Origin of the sequence: Spirillospora sp. NPDC052242 (assembly GCF_040679555.1) — a bacterium.
Taxonomy (GTDB): Bacteria; Actinomycetota; Actinomycetes; order Streptosporangiales; family Streptosporangiaceae; genus Spirillospora.
The window spans coordinates 26,486-40,591 of sequence record NZ_JBFAUZ010000054.1; the positions used below are offsets into that span (position 1 = coordinate 26,486).

Genomic DNA, 14,106 nt, shown 5'->3' on the forward strand with positions numbered 1-14,106 from the left:
GCCATGCGCATCCTGTTCACCAGCTGGGCCTGGACCACGCACTTCTACCCGATGGTCCCGCTCGCCTGGGCCGCCCGGGTCGCCGGGCACGACGTCCGCTTCGCGGCGCCGTCCGACCTGGTGCCGTCGATCGTGGCGTCCGGGCTGCCCGCCGTCACCGCGGGGGAGGACTTCGACATCGTCGGGGACTTCCAGGAGCGGATCGTCACCGTGATGGACTACGAGAACGACCACGCGCGCGGCGAGGCCGAGCTGGCCGAGCGGCACGCCGCGCGCAGCCGCGCCGTCATGGAGCACTACACGGCGATCGCCGCCGCCATGACGCCCGGCCTGCTCGACTACGCCCGCGACTGGCGGCCGGACGCGGTCGTGTACGACCCGCTCGCGTGGGCGGGCGTCCTGGTGGCGGACGACCTGGGCGTCCCGGCGGTGCGGAGCCTGTTCGGGCCCGACCTGTCGGCCGCGATCCGGCCCGAGCACACCGACGTCCTCGACCCGCTGCTGGAGTCGCTCGGGCTGGACCGGCCGGAGAGCACGCTCGGCGACCTGACCGTCGACCCGTGCCCGCCGTACGTCCAGATCGACGCGCCGGTGCGGCGGCAGCACATCCGGTTCGTGCCCTACAACGCGCTGCCGGTCGTCCCGCCGGCGGCGCACGAGCCCGGCCGGTCCGGGCGTCCCCGGGTCTGCCTGACCTGGGGGACCACCACCGACCGGATGGTGGGGGAGACGGCGTTCCTGCCGCCGAACGTGCTCGAGGCGATGCTGTCGCTGGACGCCGAACTGGTCATCGCGATCGCCGCCCGCCAGGAGCACCTGCTGCCGGACCTGCCGCCGGAGGTGACGATCGCGAAGTCCGTCCCGCTGGACGTGCTGCTGCCCACCTGCGACCTGGTGGTGCAGCGCGGCGGCTCCGGGACGAGCCACACCGCCGCGCTTTACGGGGTGCCGCAGCTCATCCTCCCGCTGATGCCCGACACGCTCCTCACGGCGCGCACGTTCTGCTCGTCCGGCGCGGGCGTTTTCCTGCGGCCGGACGAAGCCGACGCGGAAACAATTCGGGAAAACGCGGCGCGTATTCTGGAGCCCGATTCGTCGTTCCGCCGGCAGGCCCGCGCGCTCGCCGACGACATGGAGCGGCTGCCGCGCATGCCGGACGCGGTGCGGGCGATGGAGGAACTGGCGGCCTGACCGCGCGGCGTCCGTCCCGCCCGGCCGCGGCCGGGCGGGACGGACGTCATGCGCGGGGCTCGGCGAGCGCCCGCGCGGTACGGCGTCCCCAGGTGGTGTAGCGGCGCCGCCGGACGAGGGCGGGCGCGAGCCGGGCGAGCCGCGCGCGGGCCCGGTAGTCGAGGCCCGGGACGTGGATCGGGCGCCCGGCCGCCACCGCCGCCAGACCCTCCCGGACCACGTCGTCGGCCTCCAGCACCCGGCCGATCCGCTTGCCCCGGTGCCCGGACGCGTCGTGGACGCCGGTGCGGACGGCGCCCGGGCACAGCGCCGTCACGTGCACGCCCAGCCACGTCACCTCGCCGTGCACCGACTCGCTGAACGCCACGAGGAACGCCTTGCTGGCCCCGTAGGCCGCGCCGCCGGGCGCGGGCGCGAACGCGCCGGTCGAGGCGACGTTCAGCACCCCGCCGCGGCCTCGCGCCGCCATCGGCCCGACCGCGGCGCGGGTCAGCCGGACCGCCGCCGTCACGTTCAGCGCGACGAGCGCGTCCAGCGCCGCCGGGTCCTGGTGCGGGAGCGGGCCGATGCCGCCGACGATCCCGGCGCAGTTCACCAGCAGGTCGACCGGGCGTTCGGGGTCGCTCAGCCGGGCCTCGACGGCGGCCAGCCCGGACGGGTCCGCCAGATCGGCCGGCAGGGGTTCGGCGGTGACGCCGTGCGCGGCGGAGAGCCCGTCCGCCAGCTCCGTCAGCGCGTCCGCGCGCCGCGCCACCAGGACCGGCGAGGTGCCGCCGGCGGCGAGCGCGCGGGCGAAGGCGGCGCCCAGCCCGCCCGACGCCCCGGTGATGAGTGCGGTCCTGTAGCGAGTCACCCGAGAAACATAACCACGCGAATTTCGAATCGTCCAGGAATGCTTTTCTCCAATTGTCCTCTAGCCGTTTTCGAGCGGTGCGCGGAACGCTGATCCGCGGTGCCGCCCGCAGAAGGCCGGGCGCCCTTTCCGCACGGGACGGTGACGATGATCGAGATTCTGTTGCCGGTGGCGCTGCTCGCCGGCGGCCTCGCCGCGGGAGCACTGGTGCTGTCCGCGCTCGGCGGGGCGCCGATGCTGCTCGCGCTGCCCGCCGACAGCTACCTGCCGGTCCACAAGTTCCTCGTCACGCGGTTCGACCCGTTCATGCCGATCTGCCTGCTGACGGCGCTGGTCTGCGACGCGCTGCTGGCGGCGGTCGGGGACGACGGCGCGACCCGCGCCATGGCCGGGGCGGCCGTGCTCCTGTACGCCTCCGTGGTGATCGTGTCGGTCACCAAGAACGTGCCGATCAACCGGTGGGTGGCGGGCCTGGACCCGGCCGCGCTGCCGGACGACTTCGACAGCATGGAGCCGCGCGTCCGGTGGCGGAACTGGAACCTCGTCCGCACGATCCTCGCGGTCCTCGGCCTCACGGTGAACACGGCGCTCGTCGGGGTCCTGCTGTGAGCCGGGCGCGGGTGCTGGTCCACCACCGGGTTCCGGACGGCCGCCCCGACGCGGTCGAGACCGCCTACCGGGCCGCCGCCCGCGACCTCGCGGACGTCCCCGGGCTGCTGGGCACCGAGCTGCTGGACGTCCCGGGGGACCCCGCGGCGCGCGTCCTGCTCATGGACTGGACGAGCGTCGAGCACTACCGGGCCTGGGAGGAGCGGCACCGCGCGGCGGGGCACCCGTCGCCGCTGCGCCCGTTCCAGGACCGCGACCGCCCCGGCGGCCACCACCACCTGTTCGTCCTGGCGGCGGAATATCCCGCCGCGCCGCCCGAAGACAAGGAGATCCCCATCCCATGACCCGGACCTGGTTGACCACGGCGCGGGCGGCGGCACTGGCCGTGCTGCTCGCGGTCGCGGCGGTCGGCCTGGCGGCGCCCGCGCAGTCGGCGCCCGCCAAGCCGTCCCGCCTCGACCCGGCGCCCGTCCTGAACGTGCACGTCACGCCGCAGGGCTTCGTCGTGCCCGGCCCGAACCCGCGGCCCGGCGGCCCGGTCACCTTCCGGGTGACCGCCGAGGGCGCGCACGGCTACTGGTGGAACGTCTACAAGCTGCTGGACGGCGCGACGATCGAGCAGTTCGTCACCTGGAACGCGGAGCGCGGCTCCGACGACCCCGAGGTGGCGCGCGCCGCGATGAAGAACCTCTACCGCTACGTCGAGTGGTCGGGCGGCGCGAAGGTGTACCCGGGCAAGCCGCTGGAGCTGACCCAGACGCTGACGCCTGGAACGTACTACTTCGGCTCGCTGGCCATCCCCGGCCCCCAGGGCGCCCCCGAACCGGCGGCCGCGGCCGGCGGCGCCCCCGCGGAGGTCGCGGCGCCGACCCCGGACGGCCTCCCGGCCGCGAAGGCCGCCGTGCGGGCGCAGGAGCCGTCGGTCTTCGGCTGGCTGGACATCACCGAGGAGTACCGGCCGGCCCGGCTGCCGCGCATCGACGGCCTGGTCTACATGACCGAGGCCGGCGGGCGCGACGTCATGATCGCCCCGCGCCGGCTGCCCGCGCAGGGCCGGGTGTGGGTGATCAACCACACCCGGCAGCCGCAGGAGACCGTGTTCATGGACCTGCGGGACGGCGCGACGCACCGTGACGTCCGCGCGTACTTCGACGCCCAGCTGGACGGCCGCCCGCTGCCGCCGCGCCCCTTCGGCGACTCCATCGGCGGGATGCTCGCGCTGTCCCCGGACAAGCAGATCATCATGGGGTACGAGATGCCCCCGGACACCTACGGGCTGTTCTCCTGGCTGCGCGACTCCGACACCCTTCTGGACGCCGCCGCGACCGGCATGACCAGTGTGATCGACCTGCGCTGACCCGGACCCGGCGAGACGCCGGAAGCGGCCGGTGGGACCTCCCACCGGCCGCTTCCGCCGTTCCCGCGCCGTCAGACCATGGCGAGGACGCGGTCCACCGCCGTCGCCGGGGCGGGCTGCGCCGCGTTCTCCGCCCGCAGCGCCGCCGCGGCCGCCGCGTACGCGGGGTCGTCCAGCACCGCCGCCGCGGCGGTCCGGACCGTGGCGGGCGACAGCTCGGCGAACGCGATGCCGCGCGCGGCGCCCGCCGCCTCGAGCCGCTCGGTGTTGAGCGGCTGGTCCCCGATCGACGGGATCGTCACCTGCGGGACGCCCGCCGCGACCGCCGCCAGCGCCGTCCCCGGCCCGCCCTGGTGCACCACCAGCGAGCAGCCCGGCAGCAGCAGGCTCAGCGGCATCGACTCCACGACCCGGACGCCGTCCGGGACCGGCTCCACCAGGTCCCGCTGCCCCTTCGCGATCGCCAGCACGATCTCCGCGTCGAGGTCCGCGACGCCCGCGAGGACGGCGCGCAGCGGGTCGAGGTGACCGGCCGTCTTCGCGAAGGTCGTCCCCCACGTGACGCAGACCCGGCGCCGCGCCGGCGGCTCCGCGAGCCACCCGGGGACCGTCTCCGGCCCGTTGTACGGGACGTGCCGGACGGCGTGCGCGTTCCCGGCGCCCGGGATCTGCAGGGTCGGCGGGCACGGGTCGACGGTCAGGTCGCCGTGCGGGCGCACGGCGGTGAGGCCGAGCCGCGCCCACACCGGGTCGAGCAGGTCCCGCTCGTCGGGGTGCCGCGCGTACGTGTAGTCCACCCCGTACAGGTGGCGGACGGCCGGGACGCCGAGCCGCGCCGCCGCGACGAGCCCGGCGTAGGCGCGCGGCTCGTACACCACCGCGTCGCAGCGCCAGTCCCGCGCGAACCGGGTGACGCCGTCGGCCAGCCGCTCGCCGACCGTGGCGAACATCGTCACCGCGCGGGCCGACCGCGCCGCCGGGGCGTCGTCGACCGACGCGCCGCGCCAGAACACGCCCGCGTCGACGTCCTCGCCGATCACCACCGGATGCAGCCCGGTGCCCGCGACGTACTCCGCGAAGGACGGCTGGCACGCCACCCGGACCTCGTGCCCGGCGGCGCGCAGCGCCCAGCCGAGCGGGACCATCGGCAGATAGTGCGACGCGGTCGCCCACGTCGTCATCAGCACCCGCATCGCTTCCTCACTCCTCCACCGGGACGGCGGGCAGGGTCCCGCCGTCGGTCGACCGCCAGGCCACGAACCCGTCCGGGCGCACCAGCACCGCGCCGTCCGGGGGCAGCCCGTGCCGGGCCGGGAACGTCCCGCCCGGGTCCTCCACGTCCACGCCCAGGACGAACGTCCGGACGTCCGGCCCGGCGCCCTTCGCCCAGTGCGCGCCCTCCGGGCCGGTGACCAGCGTGTGCTCCGGCCCGTACAGGTCGAGGCTGGACACCGGGCGGCCGGCCAGCTCCAGCGGGACGTGCGGCGCGCGGGTGCCCGGTTCGCCGGACAGTTCCGCGGGCTCGACGGCCGCCGGGCCGCCGCCCGTCCCGTACCGGTAGCCGAAGATCACCGCCTGGTAGGAGGCGGCGCTGTCCGGGCGGCCCGGCACGTCCCGCCCGGTCCGGACGTGGAGCTGGTGCAGGGCCTGCGCGAGCGTCAGCCACGCGACCGGCCGCCGCTCGGCGTCGTACCCGTCCAGCAGGGCGTCCGCCCGGCGCGCCGGGGCGCCGGCGGCCGCGGCGAGCCGCCACGCGAGGTTGTGCGCGTCCTGCACGCCGGTGCTGGCGCCGAGCGCGCCGCTCGGCGGCATGACGTGCGCGGCGTCGCCGGCCAGCAGCACCCGCCCCGCCCGGAACCGGTCGGCGACCCGCGCCGCGATCTCGTAGCCGAGCACCGTGGTGCCGTCCGGGAGCTGCGGGACGAGCGCGACGGCCGCGTCCGGGAGCCCGGCCATCGCCCGCACCGCCGCGACGCACCGCGCCTCGTCGAAGTCGGCGAGGGACTCGCCGTGCTCGGGCCGGAACGGGACGCTGAGCACCCAGCCGTCCGCGGCGTCGTGCCGCAGCAGGACGGTCCCGGGGGCGGGGCGGTCCAGGTTCGCGATGTCGATCCGGCGGCCGCGCAGCACGGGCTCCAGGTCGGCGCGGAACACGAACGTGGCGGTGTGGCCGAGCGACCCGGGCCCGTCCGACCCGACGCCGAGCGCGGCGCGGACCGGGCTGCGGTGCCCGTCCGCGCCGACGAGCCGGTCGGCGGCGACGCGGTACCCGCCGCCGTCGGCGGTCCGGACGGTCGCGACGACGCCGTCGCCGGTGTCGGTGAAACCGGTCAGCTCGTGCCCGAACCGGAGCGTCGCGCCCAGTTCCGCCGCGCGGTCCGCGACGATCGCCTCGAGCCGGTCCTGCGAGATGGTCGCCCACGCGCACGGCCCGATCCGCTCGTCCGCGGTCTCCGATTCCAGCGGCACCCGCCGCAGCTCCGGTCCGGCGAGGGTCTCCGCGCGGACCAGCAGCGAGTCGCCGCCCAGCTCGTAGGTGCAGGCGGCGCGGATCGCCGGTTCGATGCCGAGCCGCCGGTACAGCTCGACGGTGCGCGGGTTCACCGCCCGCGCCCGGGGGTGCGCGAGCGCGCCCGTCCGGCGTTCCAGCAGCGTCACCGGAACGCCGTGCCAGGCAAGGAAGGCGGCGGCCGACAGGCCGGTCAGGCCGCCTCCCGCGATGAGAACCGAGGTCCGTTCCATTCGCTCCCTCCCGTGCCGCGCCGCGGGCGGACGCGCGCGGCGGCAGTCTCACCGGCCCGGTTCGAGCCCGGCTGGAGCTTCGCTGGGTCCGCGCCGGCGTCCAGCTTCCTTCGAGCGGCCCGCGAACCGGGTCCGGCACTCTCGGGATCCATGGATGGCGAAGAACCTCAGGACGTCGTCGAAACGTTGTGCCGACGCTCGGCGGAGCTGCTGGCGAGCCTGCCGGGCCCGGTCCGGCGGCTCAGCCTCCAGAGCGGGGAGACCCGGCTGGAGCTCGAGTGGCCGGAGCCGGCGGCCGCACCGGCCGCCGCGGCCGCCGCCCCGGCGGCGGGGGCGGGCGGCCCCGCGGTCGTCCCCGCCGCCGAGCCCGCCGCCGAACCGGAGGACGGCCGGGAGTACCTGCGCGCCCCGATGGTCGGCACCTTCTACCGCGCGCCCGCGCCCGGCGCCGACAGCTTCGTCGCCGAGGGCGACGTGGTCGCGGCGGGCAGCCAGATCGCGATCATCGAGGCGATGAAGCTGCTCAGCCCGGTCAACGCCGACCGGCCCGGCCGCATCCTGGAGGTGCTGGTCGAGGACGGCTCCCCGGTCGAGTACGACCAGCCGCTGTTCGCGATCGCCGCCGAACCGGACGAGGCCGGGAGGGCCGCGTGAACCCGGGCGGGCCGCTGCGGGTCCTGTTCACCACCTGGGCGTGGCCGTCGCACTACTTCCCGATGGTGCCGCTGGCGTGGGCGTTCCGCGCCGCCGGGCACCAGGTGCTGATCGCGAGCCAGCCCGCGCTCGCCGAGACGATCGCCCGGTCCGGGCACCCGGCGGCCGTCGTGGGATCCGACCTCGACATCGTCGGCTACCACCGCGCCGAGCACGCCGGGCTGCGGGTGACCCGCGACGCCGAGCCGCCGGCGGCGTGGAACGAGGCGAAGCGCGCCCGCGTCCGGCAGGGGTTCGCGAAGTTCGCCGAGATCGCCGACCTGATGGCCGACGACCTGCTGGACGTGGCGCGCCGGTGGCGCCCGCACCTCGTGGTGCACGACCCGCTCACCTACGCGGGCCCGCTGGTCGCCGGGCTCGTCGGCGTGCCCGCCGTCCGGTCGCTGTTCGGGCCGGACTTCAACGTGGACATCGCCGACCTCGAGTCCGCGGCGGCGCAGCCCCTCGCCGACCGGTTCGGCGTGGACCGCATCGACCCGCTCGGCGACCTCACCGTCGACCCCGTGCCGGGGGCGCTGCAGTTCCCCGCGCCGCTGCGCCGCCTGCACGTCCGGTACGTCCCGTACAGCGGGCAGCCGAACCTGCCGGGCTGGACGCTCGACCCGCCGGACCGCCCCCGCGTCCTGGTGAGCTGGGGCACCACCACCGCCAAGTTCAGCGCGGAGCACGCGGCCCGGCTGCCCGAGGTGGTCGCCGCGCTCGCCGGGCCGGACGCCGAGGTGGTGTTCGCGGTCACCCCCGACCAGCGGGCGCTCGTCCCGGACGTCCCGGACGGCGTCCGGCTCGTGGAGTCGGCGCCGCTGGACGCGCTGCTGCCGGGCTGCTCCGCCGTCGTCCACCAGGGCGGCGCTGGGACGACTCTGACGGTGGCGCTGCACGGCGTCCCGCAGCTCGCGGTCGTGCAGACCCCCGACCAGGTGGTCAACGCGATCCCGCTGGAGAAGTCCGGGGCGGGCGCGTTCCTCGTCCCGGACGAGACGACCCCGGACGCGCTGCGCGACGGCGTCGCCCGGCTGCGCACCGATCCGTCGGCGGCCGCCGCGGCGCGCGGGCTGGCCGCCGAGATGCGGGGCCGGCCGTCCCCGGCCGCCGCCGTCCGGACGCTGGAACGGCTCGCGCACGGCGAACCCGCGCACGGCGAAGGAGAGATTCCGTGAAGCGCACCCTCTCGGACCTCGCGATCTTCGGCGGGGACCCCCTGTTCGGCGAGACCCTGCACACCGGGCGGCCGAACCTCGGCGACACCGAGGCGTTCCTGGACCGGGTCCGGGGCGTCCTGGACCGCCGGTGGCTCACCAACAACGGCCCGCTGGTGGTGGAGTTCGAGCGCCGGGTGGCGGCGCTGGCCGGGGTCGAGCACTGCGTCGCGATGTGCAACGCGACGATCGGCCTCCAGGTCGCCGTCCGGGCGCTGGGACTGACCGGCGAGGTCATCGTGCCGTCGTTCACCTACCCGGCGACGCCGCACGTCCTCGGCTGGACGGGCGCGACACCGGTGCTGTGCGACGTCGACCCCGTCACCGGCAACCTGGACCCGGCCGCCGTGGAGCGCGCCGTCACCCCGCGGACCACGGGCATCCTGGCCGTCCACGTGTGGGGGCGGCCGTGCTTCCCGCGCGAGCTGGAGGAGGTCGCGGCCCGGCACGGGCTGGCGCTGCTGTTCGACGCCGCGCACGCGTTCGGCGTCGCCGCGGACGGCGTCCCGGTGGGCGGCTTCGGAGCCGCGGAGGTGTTCAGCTTCCACGCCACCAAGTTCGTCAACAGCGTCGAAGGCGGCGCGCTCGTGACGAACGACGCCGACCTGGCCGACCGGGCCCGGTCGCTGCGCAACTTCGGGTTCGCGGGCGAGGACGTCGCGGCGGTCGGCACCAACGCCAAGATGAACGAGCTGTGCGCCGCGATGGGCCTGACCTCGCTGGACTCGCTCGACGCGCTGCTGCGCACCAACAGGGCCAACCACGCGGCGTACCGGGAGGGGCTGCGGGACGTGCCGGGGATGACCCTGCACGAATATCCCGCCGACGTCCGGGCCAACCACCAGTTCGTCGTCGCGGAGGTGGACGGGCGGGCCTGCGGCGTCGGCCGGGACGCCCTGATGCGGGTCCTCGAGGCGGAGAACGTCATCACCCGCGCGCACTTCTCCCCGGGCTGCCACCGGATGGCGCCCTACAGCGCCACCGCGGACCCGGCCGGCTTCCCGCACACCGAGGCGCTCGCCGCCCGGGTGATCACCTTCCCGACCGGCAACGCGGTCGGCCCGGCCGAGATCGGCGCGCTGTGCGGGCTGCTGGACTTCGTCGCCCGCAACGGCGCCGATGTCGCCCGCCGCATGGCGGAGCCCGTCCCGGCCTGACACCGGACGCGGACGAGGACGCGGACGAGGACCAGGACGCGGACCAGGACGAGACCGAGGGGCCCGGCGAATCTCGCCGGGCCCCTCGCCTCGTTCGTCCGCCGGACCGTCAGCCGTTCCCCGCGAACGCCTTCGCGCGGATCCGCTCGGCGATCTCGCCGGGCAGCTGGAACTGCTGGATCTCCGCCATCAGCGCCGTCTCGAAGTGCGCGACGAACCCCTCGGGCGTCGTGGTGTCGGTCTCCCGCGGCGTCGCCAGGTACGGCGCCAGCTCCGTCTCGATGAGGTGGACGCCCTCCTGGACGGACATGTGCCGCGCGACGTCCTCGACCGTGCCGCCCTCGTAGTGGATGACGCGGACCATCAGGCCGCCCTGGATGAACAGCCCCGTGCCCAGCAGCATCCCCACCGGGGCGCCGTCCGCGTCGTGCAGGACGGGCGACTCCGGGCGGCGGAACCGGCTGAACACGTCCCGGATCTCCGCCTCGTGACCCGGCTTGACGTCATACGTGATCGCCGCGTACGGCATCGGCGGACTCCCTTCCGTTCTCCCGCGCGGCCTCCCGCGCACCGTCCCGCGCACCCTCCCGCGCGCTTTCCCCGGCGACGACCCGGCACAGCAGCGCCGGCGGGTCGTCCGGCGCCCGGTACTCCCGCAGCGACGCGGTGACCCGGTGCTGCTCGGCGTCGCGCGCCCACCGGTCGAACGCGTCCGCGTCGGCCCACTCGCTCATCACGACCCGCAGGTCGCCGCACTTCCACAGCTCGTTGCCGAGCAGGCCGGGCGTGCCCGCCATCGCGCGGCTGATCCGGTGGTACTGCGCCGCCAGCTCGTCCGCCCGCTCGCCGGGCCGGTGCCAGACCAGCACCCGGACGCGCCCGGTCGCGGTCACAGGCCGCCGTCCACGTTGACGGTCTCGCCGGTGACGAACGACGACAGCGGTCCCGCGAGGAACATCGCCACCGCCGCGACCTCGGCCGGGGACGCCAGCCGCCCGAGCGGGCTGCGCTTGCGGTACTCCTCCAGCCGCGCCGCCATCCCCGGGTCGGCGGCGTCCTCCGCGTCCGGCTCGGTCGTGTCGACGATGCCGGGCGCGACCACGTTCACCCGGATCCCGCGCGGCCCCAGCTCCTTCGACAGGGACCGGGCGAGCCCGATCAGCGCCGACTTGGACGCCGTGTAGTGCGCCCGGAGCGGGATGCCCACCAGCGCGGCCTTCGACCCGACGAACACCAGCGACGAACCCTCGCCGAGCAGCGGCAGCGCCCGCTGCGCCAGCAGGAACGCCGAGGTCAGGTTCGTGTCGATCACCCGGCCCCACTCGTCGTCCGGCAGCTTGTCGAACGGGACGTGGCTGATGATCCCGGCGTTGTGGATCAGCGAGTCGAGCCGCCCGAACCGGGTCCTCGCCTCCTCCAGCAGCGCCTCGACGTCCGCGGCGCGGCCCACGTCGGCCTTCACCACCGCGTGGTTCCCGCCGGTCTCGGCGAGCTCCTTGCGGAGCCGCTCGGCCGCGTCCTCGTCGGAGGAGTAGCAGGCGACGACGTCGGCGCCCGACTCCGCCAGGCCCAGCACGATCGCGCGTCCGATGCCCTTGGTGCCGCCGGTCACCAGGTGGGCGCCGCCGGTCACCAGCCGGGCGCCGCCCGGGATCACGGTCGTCATCGCATGCTCCGTTCCGCGGCGGCCTGCTCGACCAGCTTCTTGATCCGCTCCATCTGGACGCGGGTGTTGCGGTTGATGTTGTCGGTCATCCACGCGTCGTCGACGGGCGCCTCGGGGCGCATGTGGAAGTCCTGTACCCAGTGCATCTCCACGCCGCCGTCGACCTCGCGGTACTCCCAGAAGATGCTCATGAACTCGAAGTTGCCGGGCTCGACGCGGCGCGCGCGCACGGTGCGGGTCGCCGGGTCCGGGCGCCGCTCGGACACCCAGCTCCACTGCTTGCCGTTCTCGTCCGGGTGCATCGTCAGCCGGAAACGGATCGCCCCGTCCTCCTCGGACAGGATCTCCGCCTCGGCGTACTCGCTGAACAGCGACGGCCACGACGCGACGTCGTTGGTCATGTCCCAGACCAGGTCCATCGGTGCGTCGATGACGATCGAGTTCTCGGTGTGCCCGGCCATCACGCGGCCGCCGACTTCAGCGAGTTCACGTGGTCCAGGAAGGCGCGGGGCGTCTCGAGCCCCGTCAGCACGTCGTCGTCCACCTCGATGCCGTACTCCTGGAACAGCTGCACCGACAGCTCCAGCACGGCCAGCGAGTCGTAGCTCAGCTCGCCGAACGACCGGTCCAGGATGTCGCCGTCCAGGTCGACGTTCTCGTCGTCGCCCGCGCTGGCCCGCATGAGCCGCCGCAGGTCATCAAGCGTGATCTCGCTCATCGTCCTTCTCGATCTCCCTCGCAGTGGCCGGCCGGGCGTCCCGGCCGGGGGGCGGGTCAGCGCGCCGTCCAGCGGTAGAACGGTTCCGCCATGGCGTCCTTCGGCTCTTTCCAGTTCGGGTCGTAGGGGCGGATGTGCTCGGCCAGCCGCGTGTTGATGTCGCCGTACAGCGGGTGGCTCCGCGCCTTGTACAGCGACGGGGCGATGTCCTCGTCCGCCTCCACGAGGTGGAAGTACAGGTCGTGGAACCGGAACAGGCTCCGCGCGGACACGCCGATCATGTGCGGCAGGTCCGTGGCGTCGGAGTCGGCGAAGATCTTCGCGACGTCGCCGGCCCGGTCCGGTTCCATCCGGGCGACGATCAGTGTCCGGTGCATGCGCGCTCCCTCGTGTCGGCGGGCTCGTCCCCAGGGCACCCGGCGGCGCTAGAGCCGCGCTCGAAGGCGACTGGTCGCACCGCCGGGCGCGGGTCCTTCCAGCGCCGCCCTAGGTTCCTTCGAGGACGCGCCGCGACGATCGGTGGCATGGCCGAAGCGGGAGGCACCACACGATGACGAGCGACGCCGCAGCACTGTTGGAAAGCGTCCGCGGCTACCACCGGTCGCGGCCCGAGCCGCGGTTCGAGCCGGGGGTGACGCCGATCCTGCCGTCCGGGGCGGTCCTGGACGAGGACGACCGGGTCGCGCTCGTGGCGGCCGCCCTCGACCTGCGGATCGCCGCGGGACAGCACTCGCGCCGGTTCGAGAGCCGGTTCGCGCGGGCGGTCGGCGGCAGCCGCGCCCATCTCACCAACTCGGGATCGTCGGCGAACCTGCTGGCGCTGTCGGCGCTGACGTCGCCGCAGGTGGAGAACCGGCTGCGCCCCGGCGACGAGGTGATCACCGCCGCCGCCGGGTTCCCGACGACCGTCAACCCGATCGTGCACAACCGGCTCACCCCGGTGTTCGTGGACGTCGAGCTCGGCACCTACAACGCCACGCCGGAGGCGGTCGCGGCAGCGATCGGGCCGCGCACGAAGGCGATCATCCTCGCGCACACCCTCGGCAACCCCTGGGCCGCCGACGAGATCGCGCAGATCGCCGCCGACCACGACCTCTGGCTGATCGAGGACAACTGCGACGCGGTCGGCTCCACCTACCGGGGGCAGCCCGCCGGCTCGTTCGGGCACATGTCGACGGCCAGCTTCTACCCGGCGCACCACATCACGATGGGGGAGGGCGGCTGCGTCGTCGTCGGCAACCCCAAGCTCGCCCGGATCGTCGAGTCGTTCCGCGACTGGGGCCGCGACTGCTGGTGCGAGCCCGGCGAGAACAACCGCTGCATGAAGCGGTTCGACTACCAGCTCGGGTCACTGTCGTACGGGTACGACCACAAGTACACGTTCTCCCACGTCGGCTACAACCTGAAGAGCACCGACCTGCAGGCCGCGCTCGGGCTGAGCCAGCTGGAGAAGCTCCCCGAGTTCGGCGCGGCGCGCCGCCGCAACTGGGCGGCGCTGCGCGAGGGCCTCGCCGACCTCGAGGACGTGCTGCTGCTGCCGTCCGCGACGCCGGACAGCGACCCGTCCTGGTTCGGGTTCCTCATCACGATCCGCGAGGACGCGCCGTTCACCCGCCGCGAGTTCGTCGCGTTCCTGGAGGAGCGGCAGATCGGCACCCGGCTGCTGTTCGGCGGCAACCTCACCCGGCACCCCGCCTACCAGGACGTCGAGTACCGGATCGCCGGCGACCTCGCCAACAGCGACGTCATCACCGACCGGACGTTCTGGATCGGCGTCTACCCGGGCATCACGCCCGAGATGACCGACTACATGGTGGAGTCCGTCCACGAGTTCGTCGGCGGCCGCATCCGCGCCCGCCAGCCCGCCTGACCCCGCGGTCGCCGCGGCCCCGCGGGAACGCGG

17 protein-coding genes are annotated in these 14,106 nt (G+C 74.9%); 8 read left to right on the plus strand and 9 right to left on the minus strand.

Features of this window, described 5'->3' with window-relative positions; genetic code table 11:
- Window positions 1–3: 3 nt before the first annotated feature.
- On the plus strand, window positions 4–1,191 hold the full coding sequence (locus AB0L25_RS33705; protein WP_500176806.1) for a nucleotide disphospho-sugar-binding domain-containing protein: 1,188 nt from the start codon (window positions 4–6) through the stop codon (window positions 1,189–1,191).
- A gap of 46 nt (window positions 1,192–1,237) precedes the next feature.
- On the opposite strand, the gene AB0L25_RS33710 is transcribed toward AB0L25_RS33705, so the two are convergent.
- On the minus strand, window positions 1,238–2,044 hold the full coding sequence (locus tag AB0L25_RS33710) for an SDR family NAD(P)-dependent oxidoreductase (RefSeq protein ID WP_500176807.1): 807 nt from the start codon (window positions 2,042–2,044) through the stop codon (window positions 1,238–1,240).
- A gap of 147 nt (window positions 2,045–2,191) precedes the next feature.
- Here AB0L25_RS33710 and AB0L25_RS33715 point away from each other — a divergent pair, with 147 nt between their 5' ends.
- From AB0L25_RS33715 to AB0L25_RS33725, 3 genes are read left to right on the plus strand one after another with little or no spacing between them, the layout of a single operon-like run.
- On the plus strand, window positions 2,192–2,653 hold the full coding sequence (locus AB0L25_RS33715; protein ID WP_500176808.1) for an anthrone oxygenase family protein: 462 nt from the start codon (window positions 2,192–2,194) through the stop codon (window positions 2,651–2,653).
- Entirely contained in the window at window positions 2,650–2,997 is a 348-nt protein-coding gene (locus AB0L25_RS33720; protein ID WP_500176809.1) for an antibiotic biosynthesis monooxygenase family protein, read from the plus strand. Before AB0L25_RS33715 ends, AB0L25_RS33720 begins: the two co-directional genes overlap by 4 nt.
- The gene (locus AB0L25_RS33725; RefSeq protein WP_500176810.1) at window positions 2,994–4,010 is read left to right on the plus strand and encodes a hypothetical protein; all 1,017 of its coding nucleotides are present in this window, start codon (window positions 2,994–2,996) and stop codon (window positions 4,008–4,010) included. The genes AB0L25_RS33720 and AB0L25_RS33725 overlap by 4 nt, the downstream gene beginning before the upstream one ends.
- 71 nt (window positions 4,011–4,081) lie before the next feature.
- On the opposite strand, the gene AB0L25_RS33730 is transcribed toward AB0L25_RS33725, so the two are convergent.
- Window positions 4,082–5,203 (minus strand): nucleotide disphospho-sugar-binding domain-containing protein, encoded by a 1,122-nt coding sequence (locus tag AB0L25_RS33730; protein ID WP_500176811.1) that lies wholly within the window; start codon window positions 5,201–5,203, stop codon window positions 4,082–4,084.
- Between the two features lie 7 nt (window positions 5,204–5,210).
- Complete coding sequence (locus AB0L25_RS33735) at window positions 5,211–6,752, minus strand: FAD-dependent monooxygenase (RefSeq protein ID WP_500176812.1); 1,542 nt, start codon at window positions 6,750–6,752, stop codon at window positions 5,211–5,213.
- Between the two features lie 150 nt (window positions 6,753–6,902).
- Between AB0L25_RS33735 and accB the strand changes: the two genes are divergently transcribed.
- From accB to AB0L25_RS33750, 3 genes are read left to right on the plus strand one after another with little or no spacing between them, the layout of a single operon-like run.
- Window positions 6,903–7,406, plus strand: a complete 504-nt coding sequence (accB, locus tag AB0L25_RS33740; RefSeq protein WP_500176813.1) for an acetyl-CoA carboxylase biotin carboxyl carrier protein — start codon at window positions 6,903–6,905, stop codon at window positions 7,404–7,406.
- Window positions 7,403–8,623, plus strand: a complete 1,221-nt coding sequence (locus AB0L25_RS33745) for a nucleotide disphospho-sugar-binding domain-containing protein (RefSeq protein ID WP_500176814.1) — start codon at window positions 7,403–7,405, stop codon at window positions 8,621–8,623. Before accB ends, AB0L25_RS33745 begins: the two co-directional genes overlap by 4 nt.
- Window positions 8,620–9,819, plus strand: a complete 1,200-nt coding sequence (locus tag AB0L25_RS33750) for a DegT/DnrJ/EryC1/StrS family aminotransferase (RefSeq protein ID WP_500176815.1) — start codon at window positions 8,620–8,622, stop codon at window positions 9,817–9,819. Before AB0L25_RS33745 ends, AB0L25_RS33750 begins: the two co-directional genes overlap by 4 nt.
- A 109-nt stretch (window positions 9,820–9,928) precedes the next feature.
- On the opposite strand, the gene AB0L25_RS33755 is transcribed toward AB0L25_RS33750, so the two are convergent.
- From AB0L25_RS33755 to AB0L25_RS33780, 6 genes are read right to left on the minus strand one after another with little or no spacing between them, the layout of a single operon-like run.
- Window positions 9,929–10,348, minus strand: a complete 420-nt coding sequence (locus tag AB0L25_RS33755) for a SchA/CurD-like domain-containing protein (RefSeq protein WP_500176816.1) — start codon at window positions 10,346–10,348, stop codon at window positions 9,929–9,931.
- A complete protein-coding gene (locus tag AB0L25_RS33760; RefSeq protein WP_500176817.1) occupies window positions 10,323–10,712 on the minus strand; it encodes an antibiotic biosynthesis monooxygenase family protein in 390 nt (129 codons plus the stop codon). Before AB0L25_RS33760 ends, AB0L25_RS33755 begins: the two co-directional genes overlap by 26 nt.
- Window positions 10,709–11,485: an SDR family NAD(P)-dependent oxidoreductase gene (locus AB0L25_RS33765; protein ID WP_500176818.1), complete on the minus strand. Its 777-nt coding sequence runs from the start codon at window positions 11,483–11,485 to the stop codon at window positions 10,709–10,711. The genes AB0L25_RS33760 and AB0L25_RS33765 overlap by 4 nt, the downstream gene beginning before the upstream one ends.
- A complete protein-coding gene (locus tag AB0L25_RS33770; RefSeq protein WP_500176819.1) occupies window positions 11,482–11,946 on the minus strand; it encodes an SRPBCC family protein in 465 nt (154 codons plus the stop codon). Before AB0L25_RS33770 ends, AB0L25_RS33765 begins: the two co-directional genes overlap by 4 nt.
- Window positions 11,946–12,203 (minus strand): phosphopantetheine-binding protein, encoded by a 258-nt coding sequence (locus tag AB0L25_RS33775; protein WP_026401575.1) that lies wholly within the window; start codon window positions 12,201–12,203, stop codon window positions 11,946–11,948. The genes AB0L25_RS33770 and AB0L25_RS33775 overlap by 1 nt, the downstream gene beginning before the upstream one ends.
- Before the next feature lie 56 nt (window positions 12,204–12,259).
- Window positions 12,260–12,580 carry a TcmI family type II polyketide cyclase gene (locus AB0L25_RS33780; protein WP_500176820.1) on the minus strand — a complete coding sequence of 107 codons (321 nt, stop codon included), beginning with the start codon at window positions 12,578–12,580 and terminating at the stop codon, window positions 12,260–12,262.
- A gap of 173 nt (window positions 12,581–12,753) precedes the next feature.
- On the opposite strand from AB0L25_RS33780, the gene rfbH reads away from it, so the two are divergent.
- A complete protein-coding gene (gene rfbH, locus AB0L25_RS33785) occupies window positions 12,754–14,073 on the plus strand; it encodes a lipopolysaccharide biosynthesis protein RfbH (RefSeq protein ID WP_500176821.1) in 1,320 nt (439 codons plus the stop codon).
- The last annotated feature ends 33 nt before the right edge of the window (window positions 14,074–14,106 follow it).

Excerpts from the sequence above, each read along its gene's own strand:
- AB0L25_RS33705 (WP_500176806.1), top strand. The coding sequence starts at position 4 with ATGCGCATCCTGTTCACCAGCTGGGCCTGGACCACGCACTTCTACCCG.
- AB0L25_RS33715 (WP_500176808.1), top strand. The coding sequence starts at position 2,192 with ATGATCGAGATTCTGTTGCCGGTGGCGCTGCTCGCCGGCGGCCTCGCC.
- AB0L25_RS33725 (WP_500176810.1), top strand. The coding sequence starts at position 2,994 with ATGACCCGGACCTGGTTGACCACGGCGCGGGCGGCGGCACTGGCCGTG.
- AB0L25_RS33730 (WP_500176811.1), bottom strand. The coding sequence starts at position 5,203 with ATGCGGGTGCTGATGACGACGTGGGCGACCGCGTCGCACTATCTGCCG.
- AB0L25_RS33735 (WP_500176812.1), bottom strand. The coding sequence starts at position 6,752 with ATGGAACGGACCTCGGTTCTCATCGCGGGAGGCGGCCTGACCGGCCTG.
- accB (WP_500176813.1), top strand. The coding sequence starts at position 6,903 with ATGGATGGCGAAGAACCTCAGGACGTCGTCGAAACGTTGTGCCGACGC.
- AB0L25_RS33755 (WP_500176816.1), bottom strand. The coding sequence starts at position 10,348 with ATGCCGTACGCGGCGATCACGTATGACGTCAAGCCGGGTCACGAGGCG.
- AB0L25_RS33765 (WP_500176818.1), bottom strand. The coding sequence starts at position 11,485 with ATGACGACCGTGATCCCGGGCGGCGCCCGGCTGGTGACCGGCGGCGCC.
- AB0L25_RS33770 (WP_500176819.1), bottom strand. The coding sequence starts at position 11,946 with ATGGCCGGGCACACCGAGAACTCGATCGTCATCGACGCACCGATGGAC.
- AB0L25_RS33775 (WP_026401575.1), bottom strand. The coding sequence starts at position 12,203 with ATGAGCGAGATCACGCTTGATGACCTGCGGCGGCTCATGCGGGCCAGC.
- AB0L25_RS33780 (WP_500176820.1), bottom strand. The coding sequence starts at position 12,580 with ATGCACCGGACACTGATCGTCGCCCGGATGGAACCGGACCGGGCCGGC.
- rfbH (WP_500176821.1), top strand. The coding sequence starts at position 12,754 with ATGACGAGCGACGCCGCAGCACTGTTGGAAAGCGTCCGCGGCTACCAC.